Origin of the sequence: Bradyrhizobium sp. A11, assembly GCF_042077125.1 — a bacterium.
Classification (GTDB): domain Bacteria; phylum Pseudomonadota; class Alphaproteobacteria; order Rhizobiales; family Xanthobacteraceae; genus Bradyrhizobium; species Bradyrhizobium japonicum_B.
Map to the genome: position 1 here is coordinate 6,027,941 of NZ_CP149509.1, position 17,020 is coordinate 6,044,960.

The following is a 17,020-nucleotide window of genomic DNA, read 5'->3' on the forward strand; positions in this document are numbered from 1 at the left end:
GTCACGACACGATCTTGGAGGCCTCGTAGGGCTTCGGCGCGAAGCCGAACGCCGCGAGCATGGAGCCGAGCGCCACCAGCGCCGGATGCATGGCGACGACGGCCTTCGACGTCGCCAGCAGGGGAACGGACCGGACCAACGACAGCGGCAGCCGTCCGAGCATCCGCGCAAATACCCAAGCGCGCGCCCCTGCGCTGCGAGCAGCCTTATACTGCACGCGATAATTGATCGCGCCGATGCGAAGGCCACGCGTTGCGATCCAGCCGAGGCTGGTGCGGCTGTGCGGCACGGTCTCGGTGATGACGGCCTCGGCCGTCCAGTGGAATGTCATCCCGGCATCACGGCACCGCACGAAGAAGTCGCAATCGCCGCCGCCGAGGAAATTGAACCGCAGGTCGAACGCGGGACGCTCGAACCGCTCGAAGACCGCGCGCGTGATCAGGCAATTGCCGCAGCCGTAGATCAGCGGCACCGCGCCGGAATAATCGTAGGCGGGACGGAAGGCGGGATGACGCGACAGCCACGGCTTGCTGGCATCCTCAAACACCGGCAGCACCGGCCCGCCGACCACGTCGGCGCCGGTCGCCTCCGCGGTGCGGACCATCAGCTCGAGCCAGTCGGGTGAGGCGATCTCGTCGTCGTCGATCATCAGGAAGCGGGTCGCGGCGGGAAACAGCGCCTGCGCGGTCTCGAACGCAGCGTTGATCGCCTGGCAATTGCCCTGCCGCTTCTCGACAAGGCACACGCCCTGGAGCCTGCCGGCGGCCAGAAACTCGGCGGCGACCGGCGCGCTTTCGCGCCGCGCGGCGTCGTTCTCGACCATGACGACGGCAAAAGAACGCGGGGTACGCTGGTTCGCCAGCGATTCCAGCGTCAGCCGCAGGTGTTGCGGCCGGCGGAAACAGGGAATGCAGACGACAATGCCGACCGACAGGTCGATGACGCGGGAGCTCGCCGCGATCTCCCGGTTGGGATCGCGCACGGCATCGGAGATGTGCGTGGCGGACAGGTCTGTCGGGATCAATGTCATGACGTTCTAGATGTCCGAGATATGTTGAAAAAGCCCTGCTTCAATCGTGCATCCCGCGACGGCACACCGCCGCGGGACAGATGCGTGCCAAAATGGGCAGCCCGGCGAAGGCGCGTGCCGAGGCCTCGCGCCGGTCTGCCGGCCGTCCTGAAACAACATCGCGCGCTAGACCGCTTTCGCCTGCTTCTCCCGCGCAGTGATGCGTGCGTGATACTGCAATTCGCGGTCCACGCGCCGACGGAGCCCCAACATGAACAATGCCGTAGTTAATGCGTGTGCGCATTAACCCGACCGTAAGCACCGCAACCGGTGAGCCGTCGCGGCATCGGATTTGCTCTTCGGGCAAGCGAGTCTTTTCCTGTAAATTTGATTAGAACAAGCGCGGTCAAAAAACATGAACAAGCCAGCCACGATCGATTTCGCGACAGCCACGGCGATCCGTATCCCCGCCGCTGCACCCGTCCAGGCTCTGCACGATCTCGTGCCCGGTGAAGCCCGCGACAGCCTGCTTGCCGTGCACGAGGTGCTGCGCAGCGAACTTCCGAACACCCAGCTCGCCATCTACGAAGCCGGCGGCGGTTCGTGCAGCGTGCTGCCGCCGGAATTGCTCCGTCGCAGCAAGGTCACCGTCGTCGACATCGACGAGGACCAGGTCCGCAACAACAGCTACGCGGACGAGGCGATCCTGGGCGACGTTCAGACCTATCGTTTCGGGCGCGAGACCTTCGATCTCGTGATCTGCTACAACGTGATCGAGCATCTGCCCCAGGTCGACGCCGCGCTATTGAATTTCCGCGACGCGCTCAAACGCGGCGGCCTGATCCTGATCGGCGCACCCAATCCCCGCTCGCTGTCCGGAATAGTCACCAAATATTCGCCGCACTGGTTTCACGTCTGGTTCTACCGGCACATTCGCGGCATCAAGGATGCCGGTCTACCCGGCGAGCCGCCATTCCCGACCTTCTTTCACCCGCTGGTTACGCTGCCCCGGCTGGAAGCCTTCGCGGCCGCCAACGGCCTCGAGATGATCTACCGCCGTGAGGTGGAAAGTCCGCGCTATCCCGAGATGCGCCGGCGCAAGCCGCTGTTCGCTTCTCTCGTGGACGCCGGCGCCGCGGTGCTGAACGCCGTGCTTCCGCGCGGCGTCGACGTCCGCCGCGGCGACTATCACGTCATCCTGCGGAAGCGCTGACCATCATGGCGCGCGCGCGGCCCACCACAGAGCAAGCGGAGTCGCGCGGCAGCGCCGTGCGCGGTAACGAACCGTTAATCTCGAGGGGGCCAGCGCATGGCCGGCATCACGCGGACGCAGCGCGGAGCGGCAGGCGCTTAAACGCTTTGTTTGCCATTTCGGTGAATAGTCCCTCAATGAGTATGGTTAATTTTCCCTGTTGCGTTGATTGGGCACCTATATCCCGGGTGCGTGGCGTAGAGCGAAGAGTAACCCCTCAGCCTGCGGCACTTGGAATGAAAGCTGGGGATCATGCTTGACTATAACCAGCCGATCGATCGGGCGAGACCCGAGCCTCTGCATCAGAGATCTCAGGCCGGCTTCAACGTGGTGGAGCTCGCCCATCTGCTGTGGCGGCGCAAGGTCGCGATTGCCGCGGCTGCCCTGCTCGGCGCAACGCTTGCCGTCACCATCGGCAAGAGCCTGACGCCCCGCTACACCGCCACCGCCCAGCTCTATGTCGACCCGCGCGAGCTTCAGCTCGTCGACCGGGAGCTGACGCCGCGCGCGCAGGACGTCTCCGGCATGTCCATGGTGGTGGAGAGCCAGGCGCGCCTGATCACCGCCAACAGCGTCCTGCTCAAGGTGATCGAGCAGGCCGGTCTCGACAAGGATCCGGAATTCGGCGGCGGCGACGGCAGGAGCCTGATGTCGTCGCTGCTCGGCCTGGTCGGCCTTCAGCCCCGGGCGCCCTCCGCTGCGGCCAACACCGAGGTGCAGCTTGCGGCGCTCGAGGCGCTGAACAGGCACATCACGATTCGCAAGACCGAGAAGAGCTTCATCGTCGATATCGAGGTGTGGTCGACGGATCCGGCGAAGGCGGCGATGCTCGCCAACACGCTGACCAGTGCCTACCTCGCCGAGTCCCGCAATTCGCAGGCTTCGGCCGCACGGCGCGCCACCAGCGATCTCTCCGGCCGCCTCAAGGAGCTGCGCGAGCGGCTGCGCAACGCCGAGACCGCCCTCGCCACCTACAAGGCCCAGAACAATTTCGTCGGCACCCAGGATGCGCTGATCAGCGACCAGCAGCTCTCCGCCAGCAACCAGCGGCTTTCCGCGGCGCGCGCCGCGACGATGGATGCCCAGGCACGGCTCGACCAGATCGAGGCGAGCCGCCGGACCGCTGCCGATGCCGGCGCGATTCCGGAAGCGCTGCAATCGCCGACGATCGCGAATTTGCGCGCGCAATATGCCGATGCGCGCAAGAAATACGCCGAGCAGGCCGGCGAGCTCGGACCACGCCATCCGGCGCTGCGCCAGACCGAGAAGCAGGTCGAGGACCTCAAGCGCACCATCAGCGAAGAGATCGACCGCTTCGCCCAGGCCGCCAGAAACGATCTGACGCGCGCCCGCGACTATGAAGCCTCGCTCAACCGGGCGTTGGAGGCGCAGAAGCGGCAAAGCGTCCAGCTCAGCCAGGCCGCCGTGCGCCTGCGCGAGCTGGAGCGCGAAGCCGATGCCAGCCGCGACGTCTACCAATCCTTCCTGAAGCGCTCCCGCGAGACGGAGGAGCAGGAGAGCCTGAACACCTCGGCGGCCCGCGTCATCGGCGAGGCGACCGTGCCGCAGCGGCGCTCGTTCCCGCCCGCGATGAGCCTGTTCGCCATGATCGGCTTCATCTTCGGCGCGCTTGCGGCCTCGAGCTGGTTCGTCGCAGTCGAGCTTCTGTTCGCCGGCGCCAACGCGCCAGTGCCCGCACCAGTCCGCCGCGAACGCAAGCCGGCGCCCGAGACAGCGCGCGCTCCCGAGGTTTCGCGGGCGCCGGAAATTCCGCGGCCCGACCAGCCGTCGCGGGCCCCCGAGATCGCGCAGCTCCCGCCCGAGCTTGCCGCGCCACCGCTGCAGCCCGCAATGGTCGAAAACCCCTCGATCGAGAAGCCGCTGATCGCGCGCCTTCAGGAGGCCGACGTCATCCACACGCTCGGCGCCATCCTCGCCACCGGCGGCGGCGTCGATCTCACCCGGCTGGGCTGGCCGACGCTGCGGCCCGGCTTTCCGCTGACGAAGCTGCTCAACGCCTGGCGCGACATGCGCACGGCCGCAGCCCGGCGCGCCGGCGACAAGCCGATGCCCGTCATTGCGCTGGTCGGCAGCGGCGAGACTGCCGGGCGCAGCGTGAGCGCGCTGAACTTCGCGCTCGCGGCGGCGCGCGATGGCGCCCGCGTGCTCATGATCGATGCCGACCATCAGGCCCACGCGCTCTCGAACAAGGTCGCCCGCCCCGGCAGGAACGAGCCGAGCAAGCTCGGCTGGCTCTCGATCGGCAGCAAGGCCGCACGCGAGCTCAAGACGGTCAACGGCATTTCGGTGCTGCCGGCCGGCGAGGGCGATGCCGGCAAGGCCGCCGACGCGATCCGCAAGGCGATCGCGCAGGCGCGCGCCGCAGGCGGCTACGACCTCGTGATCCTCGACGGCCCCGCGATGCCGCTTCTTGCCGGCAGCCGCAAGCTGCTCGACGACACCGACGCGCTGGTGGCGGTGCTTCCGACCAGCCTCGACATCAACGACAGTCTCGAAGAGATCCTGACCGCACTCGGCCGCGCCGAGCGCAAGCTCGTCGGCGTCGTGCTCGACGAGCTCACCCCTGCAATTGAAACGCGTCAGCGAGGCAGACAATATGCTTGAGCGCCGCGTCAACCTCGACGGACGGGCAGCAACTGCCGACGTGCCGCGGATCACCGTCGGCGGGCTTCGCATGGCCGCGATCGATCTGGAAGAGACCGCCGATTTCATGATCGAGGCGACCGATCCCGACAGCCGCATCGGCCGTCCGCTGTTCCTGACCTCGGCCAATGGCGAGGTGCTGGCGCGCTGCTCGACTGAGCCGCAGACCGAGCGCCTGTTCCGTGCCGCCGATCTGATCAACGCCGACGGGCAGCCGCTGGTCGCCGCCTCGAAGCTGCAATCCTGGTTTCCGCTGCCGGAGCGGGTCGCGACCACCGACCTGTTCCACGTCGTCGCGCGCAAGGCGGAAGCGCTGGGCCGCACCTTCTACATGTTCGGCGCCAGCGAGGCCGAGAACATCGCGGCGGTCGAGAACGTCCGGAAGATGTATCCAAATCTGAAGATCGTCGGGCACAGCCACGGCTATCTGCGCGGCGAAGAGCTGCGCGCGAAGGTCGAGGAGATCAACGCGCTTGCGCCGGATTATCTGTGGGTCGCGCTCGGCGTGCCCAACGAGCAGGCATTCGTGAAGGAATTCACGCCGCATCTCACCAATGTTGGCGTTATCAAGACATCCGGCGGCCTCTTCAATTTCTTGTCAGGCAGCCGTTCCCGCGCGCCGCGATGGATGCAAAAAGTCGGACTCGAATGGGCCTGGCGCACCTTGCTCGAGCCACGCCGCCTGCTCTGGCGCTATTTGACCACCAACCCCCGCGCGCTCTATCTTCTCTTCAGCCGCAACCGACCCGTCCGCTAAGAGAAGAGCACAAGACGACATGACCGACCGACCGACTGTCCTCGTCACAGGAGGCGCGGGCTATATTGGCTCGCATGCCTGCCGCACATTGACCGCCGCCGGCTATCAGCCCGTCGTTTATGACAATCTCTCGACAGGCCATCGCAGCTTCGTCGCCGGCCCCCTGGTCACAGGCGATCTGCTGGACGGCACGACGCTGGCACGCGCCTTCGCCGACCACAAGATCACGGCGGTGATGCATTTCGCGGCGGCGAGCCTGGTCGGCGAGTCCATGACCGACCCGCAGAAATATTATGTCAACAACGTGCAGGGAACGCTGTCGCTGTTGCAGGCGATGCGCAACGCGAACTGCCATCGCATCGTGTTCTCCTCGACCGGCGCGGTCTATGGCAACGCCGATTCCAAGGAACTGCCGGAAGACTTCCCCTGCGTGCCGATCAATCCCTACGGCGCCTCGAAGCTGATGATCGAGCGGATGCTCGCTGATTATCGCACCGCCTATGGCTTCGGCGCGTTCTGCCTGCGCTATTTCAACGCCAGCGGCGCCGATCCGGGCGGTGGCATCGGGGAACTGCGTGACAACGAAACCCATCTCATTCCGCGCGCGATGATGGCGCTTCAGGGACATGTCGACTTCGCCGTGTTCGGCGACGATTACGCCACGCCCGACGGCACCGCGATCCGCGACTACATCCACGTCACCGACCTCGCGGCGGCGCATGTCGCGGCGCTGAAGCTTCTGGAAGGCGGACACGCGGGCGGCAGCTTCAACCTCGGCACCGGCTCCGGATTCTCGGTGCGCCAGATCCTTGACGCCATCCGGCAGGAGACCGGGCGCGAGGTGCCGCACACCGTCAAGCCGCGCCGCGCCGGCGATCCCACGTATCTGGTCGCAGATCCGTCGGCTGCGAGAAAGGTGCTGAATTTCGTGCCGCGTCACTCCGACCTGGCGAATGTGATCCGCACCGCCTGGGCCTGGCACCAGAAGGCACATCCGTTCAGGGCGCGATAGGGCCTTTGGATCAGGTCTGATCGACACATCGGAGCTGCGCTCCCTCTCCCGCTAGCGGGAGAGGGTTGGGGAGAGGGTGTATCCGCAATGGGGCAATCCCTCGGAGGAGACAGCCCTCACCCGGCGCTTTGCGCCGACCTCTCCCGCAAGCGGGAGAGGTGAACGAGCCGCAGCCGTCAGACGGCGGCGCGTTTCAGCCGTGACGCCGCGGCTTCCGTGGCGGCAGCGTCCGGCTCCGGCTGGAGCGGCGGGGCGACAGGCAGGACCATCGGCCGCAGCAGCTCGGCCATCTGCCGTGCCGGCAGGGGTTTCGAGACGAGGAAGCCCTGCATCTCGTCGCAGCCATGGGCGCGCAGGAACGCCTCCTGCTCGGCGTTCTCGACGCCTTCGGCGACGACGGTCATGCCGAGCGCCTTGCCCATGCTGATGATCGCCTGCGCGATCGCCTGGTCTTCCGAATCCTGCGGCAGGTCCCGCACGAAGGAGCGGTCGATCTTGATGGTGTCGATCGGGAAGTGCTTCATCAGCGACATCGACGAATAGCCGGTGCCGAAATCGTCGATGGCGAGGCGAATGCCGCGGCTTTGGATGGCGTCGAGCACCTTGAGCGCGCGGCCGACATTGCGCATCATCATGCTCTCGGTGACTTCGAGCTGGAGCAGCACCGGCGACATGCCGCTGGCCGCCAGCGCCTCGTCGACGTCCTGCAACAGATGCTCGTCGGCGAACTGCCGCGGCGACAGGTTGACCGCCATCGACAACGGCAACAGGCCGCTGCGCTGCCAGGCCATGGCCTGCGCGCAGGCCTCGTTGAGCACCCAGCGGCCGATCGGCACGATCAGTCCGGTTTCTTCCGCGAGCGGAATGAACTGCGCCGGCGAGACGTTGCCGAGATCGGGATGCGTCCAGCGCAGCAACGCCTCCACGCCGGTGATCTGGCCGGTCTCCATCTCCACCTTGGGCTGGTAGTTCAGCGAGAACTGCCCGCGCTCCAGCGCCCGGCGCAGCGCACTCTCCAGCGACAGCCTTTCGATCGACTGGGTCTTCACTTCCTTGGAGAAGAAGCGATAGCCGTTCTTGCCGTCTTCCTTGGCGAGATACATCGCCATGTCGGCGTTCTTGGTCAGCGTCTGCGCGTCAGCACCGTTGGCCGGATACATCGCGATGCCGATCGACGCCGTGGTGTGACATTCGTGCCCGGCCAGCTCCATGGGCTGGGCGAGTGCAGCCAAGAGCTCGGTCGCGATGCGCTGGACGTCATCGATCCTGCCGCACTGGTCGAGGATCACCACGAACTCGTCGCCGCCGAGCCGCGCCACCACGTCGCTTGCCCGCAGCGCGCCGCGCAGGCGGTTCGCCACTTCGAGCAGAAGCAGGTCGCCGGCCTCGTGCCCCAGCGAATCGTTGATGACCTTGAAGCGGTCGAGATCGATGAACAGCACCGCAAAGCGGTGATCGTGACGCTCTGCCGTGGCGATCGCCTCGCGCAGGAGCCCGTTGAAGGTCTCGCGGTTCGGAAGGTCGGTCAGGCTGTCATGCGAGGCGAGGTATTCGATCCGTTCGTCCGCCTGGTTCTTGGCGTCGGCGCGATCGAAATTCTCCATCGCAAAGGAGACGTTGTCGGCGAGACGCTGCAACAGCTCGACGAACTCTGCCGTGAAGGTGCCGGGCTCGGTCGACATGTAGATCATGACGCCGACGGCCTGGTCGTGCACGATGAGCGGAAACGCCGCGCCCGAGCGCGCGCCGTCGCTGCGCACGACGGCGTGGAAGGCGCGGACGCGATCATCGTTCAGATAGTCGTTGCTGATGCAGGGCTGGCGCGTGCGGAACGCCGTGCCGCTCATCCCGCGCCCTTCGGGCCGCTCCGGATCGATAGAGAGGCGGACGTTGCGCGTGGTATCGGCAGACGGGCCCGCGCTCGCCACGATTTCCAGCTGATCGCTCTCGGCGCTGGCCAGCGCGATGGTCGTCGACGTGAACTTGGCGCCATTCGAGGCCGCGAGACACACGAGATCGAACAGCTCGGCGCGCGACTTCGCCCGCATGATCGCCTCGTTGGTCGCGCTCAGGGCCGCGAACATGCGTGTCAGCCGCTCCTTCTGCGCCTCGGTGCGGGCCTTCTCCTCGGCCCGGTCGAAGTTGTCGAGGGCGAACGACACGTTCTCGGCGAGGCGTCCAAGCAATTCGACCAGGTCTGGCGTGAACGTGTTGTCTTCGGTCGCAAGGAAAAGCAGGATGCCGATCGGCTCCTGGCCTGCTTTCAGGAGCGGAAAGCTGGCGGCAGCGCGCGTTCCGTCCTCGATCGCCTTCGTCCGCCAGTGCATCGAGCGCAGGTCGTTGAGGTAGTCGTTCATGACGCTGGGCCGGCGGGTCCGGATCGACATCCCGATGATGCCCTGACCCTCGGGATGGCCGGCGGCAAGGTTGCAGGTGCGCCCGACCATCTGCTCCTTCAGACGTCCCTTTACCGCGGCGACACGAAGCACTTCGTTGTCCCTGTCGATGATGCCGATCGTGGCCGAAGCGAACACGTCGCCGAGGACGCCGGCCTGGCAGGCGGCCTCGAACAGCTCCTCGCGCGTCTTGGCGCGGATGATGGCCTCATTGGTTGCGCTCAGTGCCTCGAACATCCCGCTCAGGCGATTGCGCTGCCTGTCGGCCTGCGCCCTCTCCTCGGCGCGATCGAAGCTTTCCAGCGCGAAGGCGACATTGGCCTGGAGCCTGCTCAGCAACTCGACGAATTCGTCCGTGAAGGTACCGACCTCTGGAGAGTTGAACAGGAACACGCCTTCGACCCGGTCGCCGCTGAACAGTGGCAGGGCGGCGGAAGATGCGATTCCCGTGCGGCGTGCGCTGGCGTGCCACGGCGCAATGCGCTCGTCCGCGAGCACATCGTTGCTGACGGCGGGCCGGCGCGTACGGTAGGCGGTGCCGGTCAGGCCGCGGCCTTCCGGCACCTGCTCGGAGGTGGAGAACTTGAAGTTGCGAACCTCGTTCGCATTCGGCCCGTAACAGGCGACGACGCGCAGCAGCTCGGCGTCATGGTCGACCAGCGCGATGTTGGCCGAGGTGAACTTGGCGCCCTTGGCGGTCGCCTCGCAGACGAGATCGAACAGCTCGGTACGCGAGTGAGCGCGCAGGATGGCTTCGTTCGTGGCGCTGAGCGCGGCATACATGCGCGCCAGGCGCTCCTCCTCCACCGCAATCCGGGTCTTCTCGGACTCACGATCGAAATTGTCGAGAGCAAAGCAGACATTCTCCGCAAGCCGCAGCATCAGCGCGACGACTTCTTCGTCTTTGGCCCAGGACCGGCTGATGAAGGACAGCATGACGCCGACGCTCTGACCATGCTTGATCAAAGGAGCAGCGACGCAGGCGGCGACGCCGGTATTGATATTGACCTGCTCCCACGGCGTCCCCTTGGTGCGACCGGGCAGATCGTCTTCCAGGCACGGCTTCTGCGAGCGGAATACCTCCCCTGTAATGCCGCGGCCATACGGATTCTCCGGATCGACGGAGTACCGGGTTCGAGCAACCAATTCTAGGTTCTGGCCGGTACCCGCAGCTGGCTTCAGCCAATCGGAATCCGGCTCCTTCAGCAAAATGACGGTCGAGAGGGATTTGCCGCCGTGAACGGAGGCATCACAGACGCGCTGATAGAGCTCCTGCTCGGTCTTGGCGCGCAGGATGGCCTCGTTGGTGGCGCTGAGCGCGCCGAACATGCGATTGAGCCGCCGCGTCGCCCGTTCGCTGGTTTGCCGCGCGGTCTCACGCGCGAAATTGTCCAGGGCGTAGGAAATGTTGGCCGACATGCGCTCGAACAGCGACACCATCTCGTCGTCGAGCGAATTGGGTTCGCTTCGGGTCACATACAGCACGCCGACGCTCTTGCCGTTGCAGAGCAGCGGCAGCGCGGCGGCCGCGCCGATATGGGCCGAAGCGGCGCCCTGGCGCCACGCCAGCGAGCGCGGATCGTTGAGGTAATCGTTGCTGATGCACAGCTTCTGCTCGCGAAACGCCTCGCCCCCGACGCCCGATCCTTCAGGCGTGCCGGACTCCGCCGTGACCATGATCGAGCGCAGCCGCGGGAGGTCGTCGCCGGAGCCGGCCGCGAACCGCAAACGGCGGCCGTCCGGTTCGACCAGGAACACGGCGACGGCCACGAAATCCCCGCTGGAGAACCCGGCGTCGCAGACCTTCTGGTACAGCTCGTCCGGCGATGTCGCATAGAGAATCGCTTCGTTGATGGCGCTCAGCGCCGCAAAGGTGCGCGCGAGTGTCGTCGTCACGATCTCAGCTCCCGGGGCATTCTGCCTGTTTTTCCCAGGTGACCTTATGAAGGCCCATCGCCTAAATGGTCGTTATTGCGCGCTGCAAACTGTCAATCAAAGTGAACGAGCTGCGAACGACCGCGCCAGACTGCCGGAAAATACCGCAGCGTGGACGATTCCTCCACCGAAGGCGGTCTCTCTTGGAATTAGCAGCCCTGTCTTGGTTTACAGCCGGTTGATATCGCAACTGCGCTTTGAGACGATGGCCTCAACAACCATTGCCCGCGAGGGGCGAGAGCCTCAGGGAACGCCATGCCGATCGCCAGGGCCGATCGTCTCACGCACGTCAGCACGGCCCCTGCTCCGCCGGGCGTCCCCTATCCCGGCGAGATCGAAGGCCTGCGCGCGCAACAGCGCCTGCGCGACAGGATCGAGATCGAGGGTGCCGCGTGGCAAAAGCTGCGCGCCGGCGAGGGAATACCGGCTCGACACCGGCCTCGGTCTGGCGTGACGGAAGGGAGAACAGCATGACGCGACAGATGGTCCTGGTCGGCTTCCTCCAGGCGCAGAACTGCACCAACCTGCCGAGCTCCTGGCGGCATCCGGACTCGCGCGACGATTCGATGTCGGCCGACTATTATCAGGAGATCGCCAGAATTCTCGAAGCCGGAAAATTCCACATGGCCTTCTTCGACGATCGCCTGGCAATGCCGGACCGCTACGGCAACGACCACGCCCACACCGTCGAATACGGCATCCGCTGCGTGAAGATGGATCCGCTGATCGTGCTGACCACGATGGGCATGGTCACTGACAAGCTCGGCCTTGGCGCGACCTGCTCGACAACTTACTACGAACCTTTCGACGTCGCGCGCCGTTTCGCAACGCTCGATCTGATGTCCGGCGGGCGCGCGGGCTGGAACGTCGTGACTTCGCTCAACGACGGCGAAGCCCTCAACATGGGCCGGGATTCGCATCCCGAACACGATTCCCGCTACGATCGCGCCGACGAGTTCATGGAGGTGGTGCTCGGTCACTGGGACACCTGGGAAGACGGCGCGCTCATCATGGACAAGCAAAGCGGCCGCTTTGCCGATCCGAGCAAGGTGAAGCGGCTCGATCACAAGGGGCCGGCCTTCAAGTCGCGCGGACCGTTCACCGTGCCGCGCTCGCAACAGGGCCATCCCGTGATCATCCAGGCCGGCGCCTCCGGCCGCGGCCAGCGCTTTGCGGGCCGATGGGGCGAGGTGATCTTCACGGCCGCGCGAAATCTCTCCGCGGCCAAGGAGGGCTATGCGGCCGTGCGCAACGAAGCCGCCAAGGCCGGCCGCGATCCCGACCGGATGTTCCTCTGCAATCTGACGACGCCGGTCTGCGCAGCGACCAGGGCGGAGGCCGAGGACAAGATGGCGCTGATCAACAAGCTGCCGCTTGAGATCGACGCCCTGTCGCTGCTTGCCGAAGCGCTCAACTACGACTTTGCTTCCAAGGACCTCGACGAGCCGCTGACGACGGACGAATTGAAGAGCATGCAGGGCATTCTGGGTATCCGCGATGGCGTGCTGAAGGCGTCCGGCAAGAGCAATCCGAGCGCGCGCGACTTCGTCACCTTCTCCGGCCGCGGCCAGGTTCAGGATGCGATGGTCGGCGGCCCCAAGGAGATCGCCGACAAGTTGGAGGAGATGTTCGTCGAGCGCGGCTGCGACGGGTTTGTCATCGCCGCGACTTGCGTGCCCGGCTCCTACGCCGATTTCGTCCAGCATATCGTGCCGGAGCTGCAGCGCCGTGGCCTATTCCAGAAGGACTATCGTGGCAAGACACTCCGCGAGAACCTCGGGTTCAAGCGGCCGGCGGCCGGTGCCTGGAAGGTCCAGCCACGGGATTAGCTCGCAGAGGGAAGGCGGAAGCGTGCCCACCACTTTCGCAATCAAGACGAGATGGTGGGCACGGCGCGAGCGTGCCTTTGCCCACCCCACGCTTTGCCCACACAAAGGCGCCTCCCGCGTCTCAAAACGGCAGCGCGACGCTCGACTTGATCTCCTTCAACACCACGTTGCTGCGGACATAGCGGATGCCGGGGATGCGAAACATGAACTCGTCGAGGAAGCGGTTGTAGGCCGCCATATCCTGCACGACGACGCGCAGATGGTAGTCGGCATCGCCCGTGGTCGCAAAGCACTCCAGCACTTCGCGGCGCCGCGTGACCCTGGCGACGAATTCGTCGACGAACTTCGCGTCGTGCCGCTCCAGCGAGACGTGGAGGATGGCCGACATCGCAAACCCTGCCTGCTCGCGCGCGACCAGGGCCGCATAACCCTGAATGACGCCAGCCTCCTCCAGCGCGCGCACCCGGCGCCAGCATGCCGAGGTGGACATGCCGACCTCCTCCGCCAGTTGCTGGTTGGTGGCGCGGCCGTCCTTCTGGAGGTGGGCGAGAATCCGGGTGTCCTGGTCTTCAATCATGGAACCTCACCAATTCAGTCAACCCTACCAAAATCCGGCTCGATATGAAAAATTGTACCATAAATCCCCTTTCGTGCGAATGAATAGGTAAGAACTACCAGGGCTCCGGGCATACCCTTCCATTATTCCGGCAGGGTGCCGCGCGAGGTCTGCCATGGACGCCATTCCGTCACTCGACAGCTATGAGCTCTCCGACCGCTACGACCGCGACGAGGGCCGCGTCTTCCTCACGGGAACGCAGGCCATCGTCCGCATCGCGCTCGACCAGGCGAGGCGCGACCGTGCGCAGGGCCTCAACACCGCCGGCTTCATCTCCGGCTATCGCGGCTCGCCGCTCGGCGGCATCGATCTCGAACTCTGGCGCATCCAGGAACGCCTGAAGCGGGACCGCATCGAGTTTCTGCCGGCCGTCAACGAGGACCTCGCGGCGACCGCGGTGCTCGGCTCGCAGCAGGTCGAGACGCAACGCGACCGCGAGGTCGATGGCGTGTTCGGACTCTGGTACGGCAAGGGCCCCGGCGTCGATCGTTCCGGCGACGCGCTCAAGCACGGCAACGCCTACGGCTCCTCGCCCCATGGCGGTGTGCTGGTCGTCGCCGGCGACGACCATGGCTGTGTCTCCTCTTCGATGCCGCACCAGTCCGACGTCGCCTTCATGAGCTGGTTCATGCCGACGCTGCATCCGGCCAGCGTCGGCGAGTATCTCGCGTTCGGCGAATATGGTTACGCGCTGAGCCGCTTCTCCGGCATGTGGGTCGGCTTCAAGGCGATCTCGGAGATCGTGGAGGCGGGCGCATCGGTCGCGCTGCGCCCGCCGCGCCACTTCCGCGCGCCCGATTTCACGCCGCCGCCGGATGGACTGCACTATCGCTGGCCCGACTTGCCGGGCCCGCAGATCGAGGAGCGGCTGGAGGCGAAGAAGCACGCGGTCTATGCCTTCGCAAAGGCCAATCCGATCGACCGTCACATCTACGATATCCCGGACGCCACCTACGGCATCGTCACCACGGGCAAGGCCCATCTCGATCTGATGGAGGCGCTGCGATTGATGGGCCTCGACGAGGCCGCCTGCCGCCGCATCGGGATCGACGTCTACAAGGTCGGCATGGTCTGGCCGCTGGCGCTGCACGACGCCATGGCCTTCGTGAAAGGCAAGCGCGAGATCCTCGTGGTCGAGGAGAAGCGCGGCATCATCGAGAGCCAGTTCAAGGAGTATTTTTACGACTATCCCGGCAGCAAGCCCGAACGCATGGTCGGCAAGCACGATGAAACCGGGGCAAGGCTGATCTCCTGGATCGGGGAATTGTCGCCGCGCGCGCTCGCGGGCGTCCTGGCCCGCCGGCTCGATCCGATGTTTCCGGGCCTCAATCTCGCTGCCCGCGCAGCCGCGCTCCTGCCGGAGGCGGCGCGCAGCATCAATGTCGCGGGCGCAACGCGCACGCCCTATTTCTGCTCGGGCTGCCCGCACAACATTTCGACGAAGGTGCCCGAGGGATCGAAGGCGCTGGCCGGCATCGGCTGCCATTTCATGGCGAGCTGGATGGACCGGGAGACCTCGTCGCTGATCCAGATGGGCGGCGAAGGCGTGAACTGGGCGGCTTCGTCGAGATTCACCGGCCGCAAGCACGTCTTCCAGAACCTCGGCGAAGGCACCTATTACCATTCCGGCTCGATGGCGATCCGGCAGGCGATCGCGGCCGGGGCCAACATCACCTACAAGATCCTGTTCAACGATGCCGTCGCGATGACCGGCGGCCAGCCGGTCGACGGTCCCGTCAGCGTCCATGCGATCGCGCACAGCGTTCGCGCCGAAGGCGTGGGGCGCATCGCGCTGGTGTCGGATGATCCCGCACAGTTTTCGCCCGCCGACCTGCCTGATGGCGTCACCATCCATCCGCGCGAGGCGATGGATGCCGTGCAGCGCGAACTGCGCGACATCCCCGGCGTCTCGGTCCTGATCTACCAGCAGACCTGCGCCACCGAGAAGCGGCGCCGGCGCAAGCGCGGGCAGATGGCCGACCCCAGGCGCTTCGCCTACATCAACGATCTCGTCTGCGAAGGCTGCGGCGACTGCTCGGTGGAATCCAACTGCCTCAGCGTCGAGCCGAAGGAGACGCCGTTCGGCCGCAAGCGGCAGATCAACCTGTCGGCCTGCAACAAGGATTTTTCCTGTCTCAACGGCTTCTGCCCGAGCTTCGTCACCGTCGAAGGCGCGACGCGCCGGAAGAAGAGCGCAAGCCAGATCGACGCCGTCAGCCGGGCGGCCACGCTTGCCCTGCCCGTCGCTGCCTCGCTCGACCGTCCCTACGATTTGCTCGTGACTGGGGTCGGCGGCACCGGCGTGATCACGGTCGGCGCGTTGATCGGCATGGCCGCACACCTCGAACGCCGTGGCGTCTCGGTGCTGGACTTCACCGGCTTTGCGCAGAAATTCGGGCCCGTGCTGAGCTATATTCGCCTCGCACCGGATCCCGAGGCCTTGCACCAGGTGCGCATCGACCAGGGCGCGGCCGATGCGCTGATCGGCTGCGATCTTGTCGTCAGCTCCTCGCCGAAGGCATCCGGCACCTACCGCCGCGGCACACGGGCCGCGGTCAACACCGCGGAGATGCCGACCGGCGACGTCGTCCGCTTCCGCGACGCCGATCTCGCCTCCGCCGCCCGGCTGGGCGCGATCGGCCGGGTCATCGGCGAGCACAATCTCGCCACGGTCAACGCCAACGCGCTGGCCGAACGGCTGCTCGGCGATGCCGTCTATGCCAACATCATCATGCTCGGCTTTGCCTGGCAGGGCGGGCTGGTCCCGATTTCGTTGCAGGCGCTGCTGCGCGCGATCGAGCTCAACGGCGTCGCGGTCGAGCGCAACAAGCAGGCCTTTGCCTGGGGCCGGATCGCGGCTTCCGATCCCGATTTCCTGCCGAAGGCGACGGAAGCGCCGGAGGTCGAGACGCTCGACCAGATCATCGACCGTCGCGCCGACTTTCTCACCGCCTATCAGGACAGCGCCTATGCGGCGCGCTACCGAACGACGATCGCGAGGGTTCGCAGGGCGGAGGCTGGCCTCAACAGCGAGGCTCTGACCGAGGCCGTCGCACGCGCCCTGTTCAAGCTGATGGCCTACAAGGACGAATACGAGGTGGCGCGCCTGCACATGCAGAGCGGCTTCCTCGACGAGTTGAAGCTCGAATTCGAGGATGGCTTCAGCGTCCGATATCACCTCGCCCCGCCATTCCTCCCCTCGAAGCGCGACGCCCGTGGACGCCCGCGCAAACGCGCTTTCGGCCAGTGGATCCAGATGCCGCTCGCCATCCTCGCGCGCTTGAAGGGGCTGCGCGGCACGCCGTTCGATCCGTTCGGCCATACCCGGGAACGGCGCACCGAGCGCGACCTGATTGCGTGGTATGAAGCGCTGATCGAACGGATGCTCGGCGAGCTCGACGCGGCGCGTCTTCCCGATCTCGTCGCGATTGCCAGGGCGCCCATGGAGATCCGCGGCTATGGTCCGGTGAAAGAGACCGCGATCGCTTCCGTGAAGGCGGAGGTCGATTCCCTGTTGGCGCGGCCGACGGCGCTCCGAGCGGCCTGACCG

Annotated in this window: 10 protein-coding genes; 7 read left to right on the forward strand and 3 right to left on the reverse strand. The window is 65.9% G+C overall.

All coding sequences use genetic code 11. From position 1 onward, the window contains the following. Position 1: 1 nt before the first annotated feature. Positions 2–1,030 (reverse strand): glycosyltransferase family 2 protein, encoded by a 1,029-nt coding sequence (locus WI560_RS28395; RefSeq protein ID WP_375305823.1) that lies wholly within the window; start codon positions 1,028–1,030, stop codon positions 2–4. A gap of 394 nt (positions 1,031–1,424) precedes the next feature. Between WI560_RS28395 and WI560_RS28400 the strand changes: the two genes are divergently transcribed. The 4 genes from WI560_RS28400 to galE all read left to right on the forward strand — a co-directional run bounded on the left by WI560_RS28400 (position 1,425) and on the right by galE (position 6,694). After that, the gene (locus WI560_RS28400; RefSeq protein WP_375305824.1) at positions 1,425–2,222 is read left to right on the forward strand and encodes a class I SAM-dependent methyltransferase; all 798 of its coding nucleotides are present in this window, start codon (positions 1,425–1,427) and stop codon (positions 2,220–2,222) included. A 291-nt stretch (positions 2,223–2,513) separates the two neighbouring features. Next, complete coding sequence (locus WI560_RS28405) at positions 2,514–4,886, forward strand: exopolysaccharide transport family protein (RefSeq protein WP_375305825.1); 2,373 nt, start codon at positions 2,514–2,516, stop codon at positions 4,884–4,886. Continuing rightward, positions 4,879–5,682 (forward strand): WecB/TagA/CpsF family glycosyltransferase, encoded by an 804-nt coding sequence (locus WI560_RS28410; protein ID WP_375305826.1) that lies wholly within the window; start codon positions 4,879–4,881, stop codon positions 5,680–5,682. The genes WI560_RS28405 and WI560_RS28410 overlap by 8 nt, the downstream gene beginning before the upstream one ends. Before the next feature lie 19 nt (positions 5,683–5,701). After that, positions 5,702–6,694, forward strand: coding sequence for a UDP-glucose 4-epimerase GalE (gene galE / locus WI560_RS28415; protein ID WP_375305827.1), 993 nt, complete (start codon positions 5,702–5,704; stop codon positions 6,692–6,694). Positions 6,695–6,870: 176 nt separating this feature from the next. Here the strand turns inward: galE and WI560_RS28420 are convergent, their stop codons facing one another. Next, positions 6,871–10,986 carry a GAF domain-containing protein gene (locus WI560_RS28420; RefSeq protein WP_375305828.1) on the reverse strand — a complete coding sequence of 1,372 codons (4,116 nt, stop codon included), beginning with the start codon at positions 10,984–10,986 and terminating at the stop codon, positions 6,871–6,873. Between the two features lie 294 nt (positions 10,987–11,280). Between WI560_RS28420 and WI560_RS28425 the strand changes: the two genes are divergently transcribed. Together WI560_RS28425 and WI560_RS28430 are read left to right on the forward strand one after the other, a co-directional pair. Further along, entirely contained in the window at positions 11,281–11,499 is a 219-nt protein-coding gene (locus WI560_RS28425; protein WP_375305829.1) for a hypothetical protein, read from the forward strand. After that, positions 11,496–12,854 (forward strand): LLM class flavin-dependent oxidoreductase, encoded by a 1,359-nt coding sequence (locus WI560_RS28430; RefSeq protein ID WP_375305830.1) that lies wholly within the window; start codon positions 11,496–11,498, stop codon positions 12,852–12,854. Before WI560_RS28425 ends, WI560_RS28430 begins: the two co-directional genes overlap by 4 nt. Positions 12,855–12,975: 121 nt before the next feature. Here WI560_RS28430 and WI560_RS28435 read toward each other — a convergent pair whose 3' ends face one another. Then, entirely contained in the window at positions 12,976–13,431 is a 456-nt protein-coding gene (locus WI560_RS28435; protein WP_028134282.1) for an Lrp/AsnC family transcriptional regulator, read from the reverse strand. A gap of 154 nt (positions 13,432–13,585) precedes the next feature. Between WI560_RS28435 and WI560_RS28440 the strand changes: the two genes are divergently transcribed. Further along, positions 13,586–17,017, forward strand: coding sequence for an indolepyruvate ferredoxin oxidoreductase family protein (locus tag WI560_RS28440; protein ID WP_375305831.1), 3,432 nt, complete (start codon positions 13,586–13,588; stop codon positions 17,015–17,017). Positions 17,018–17,020: the final 3 nt, after the last annotated feature.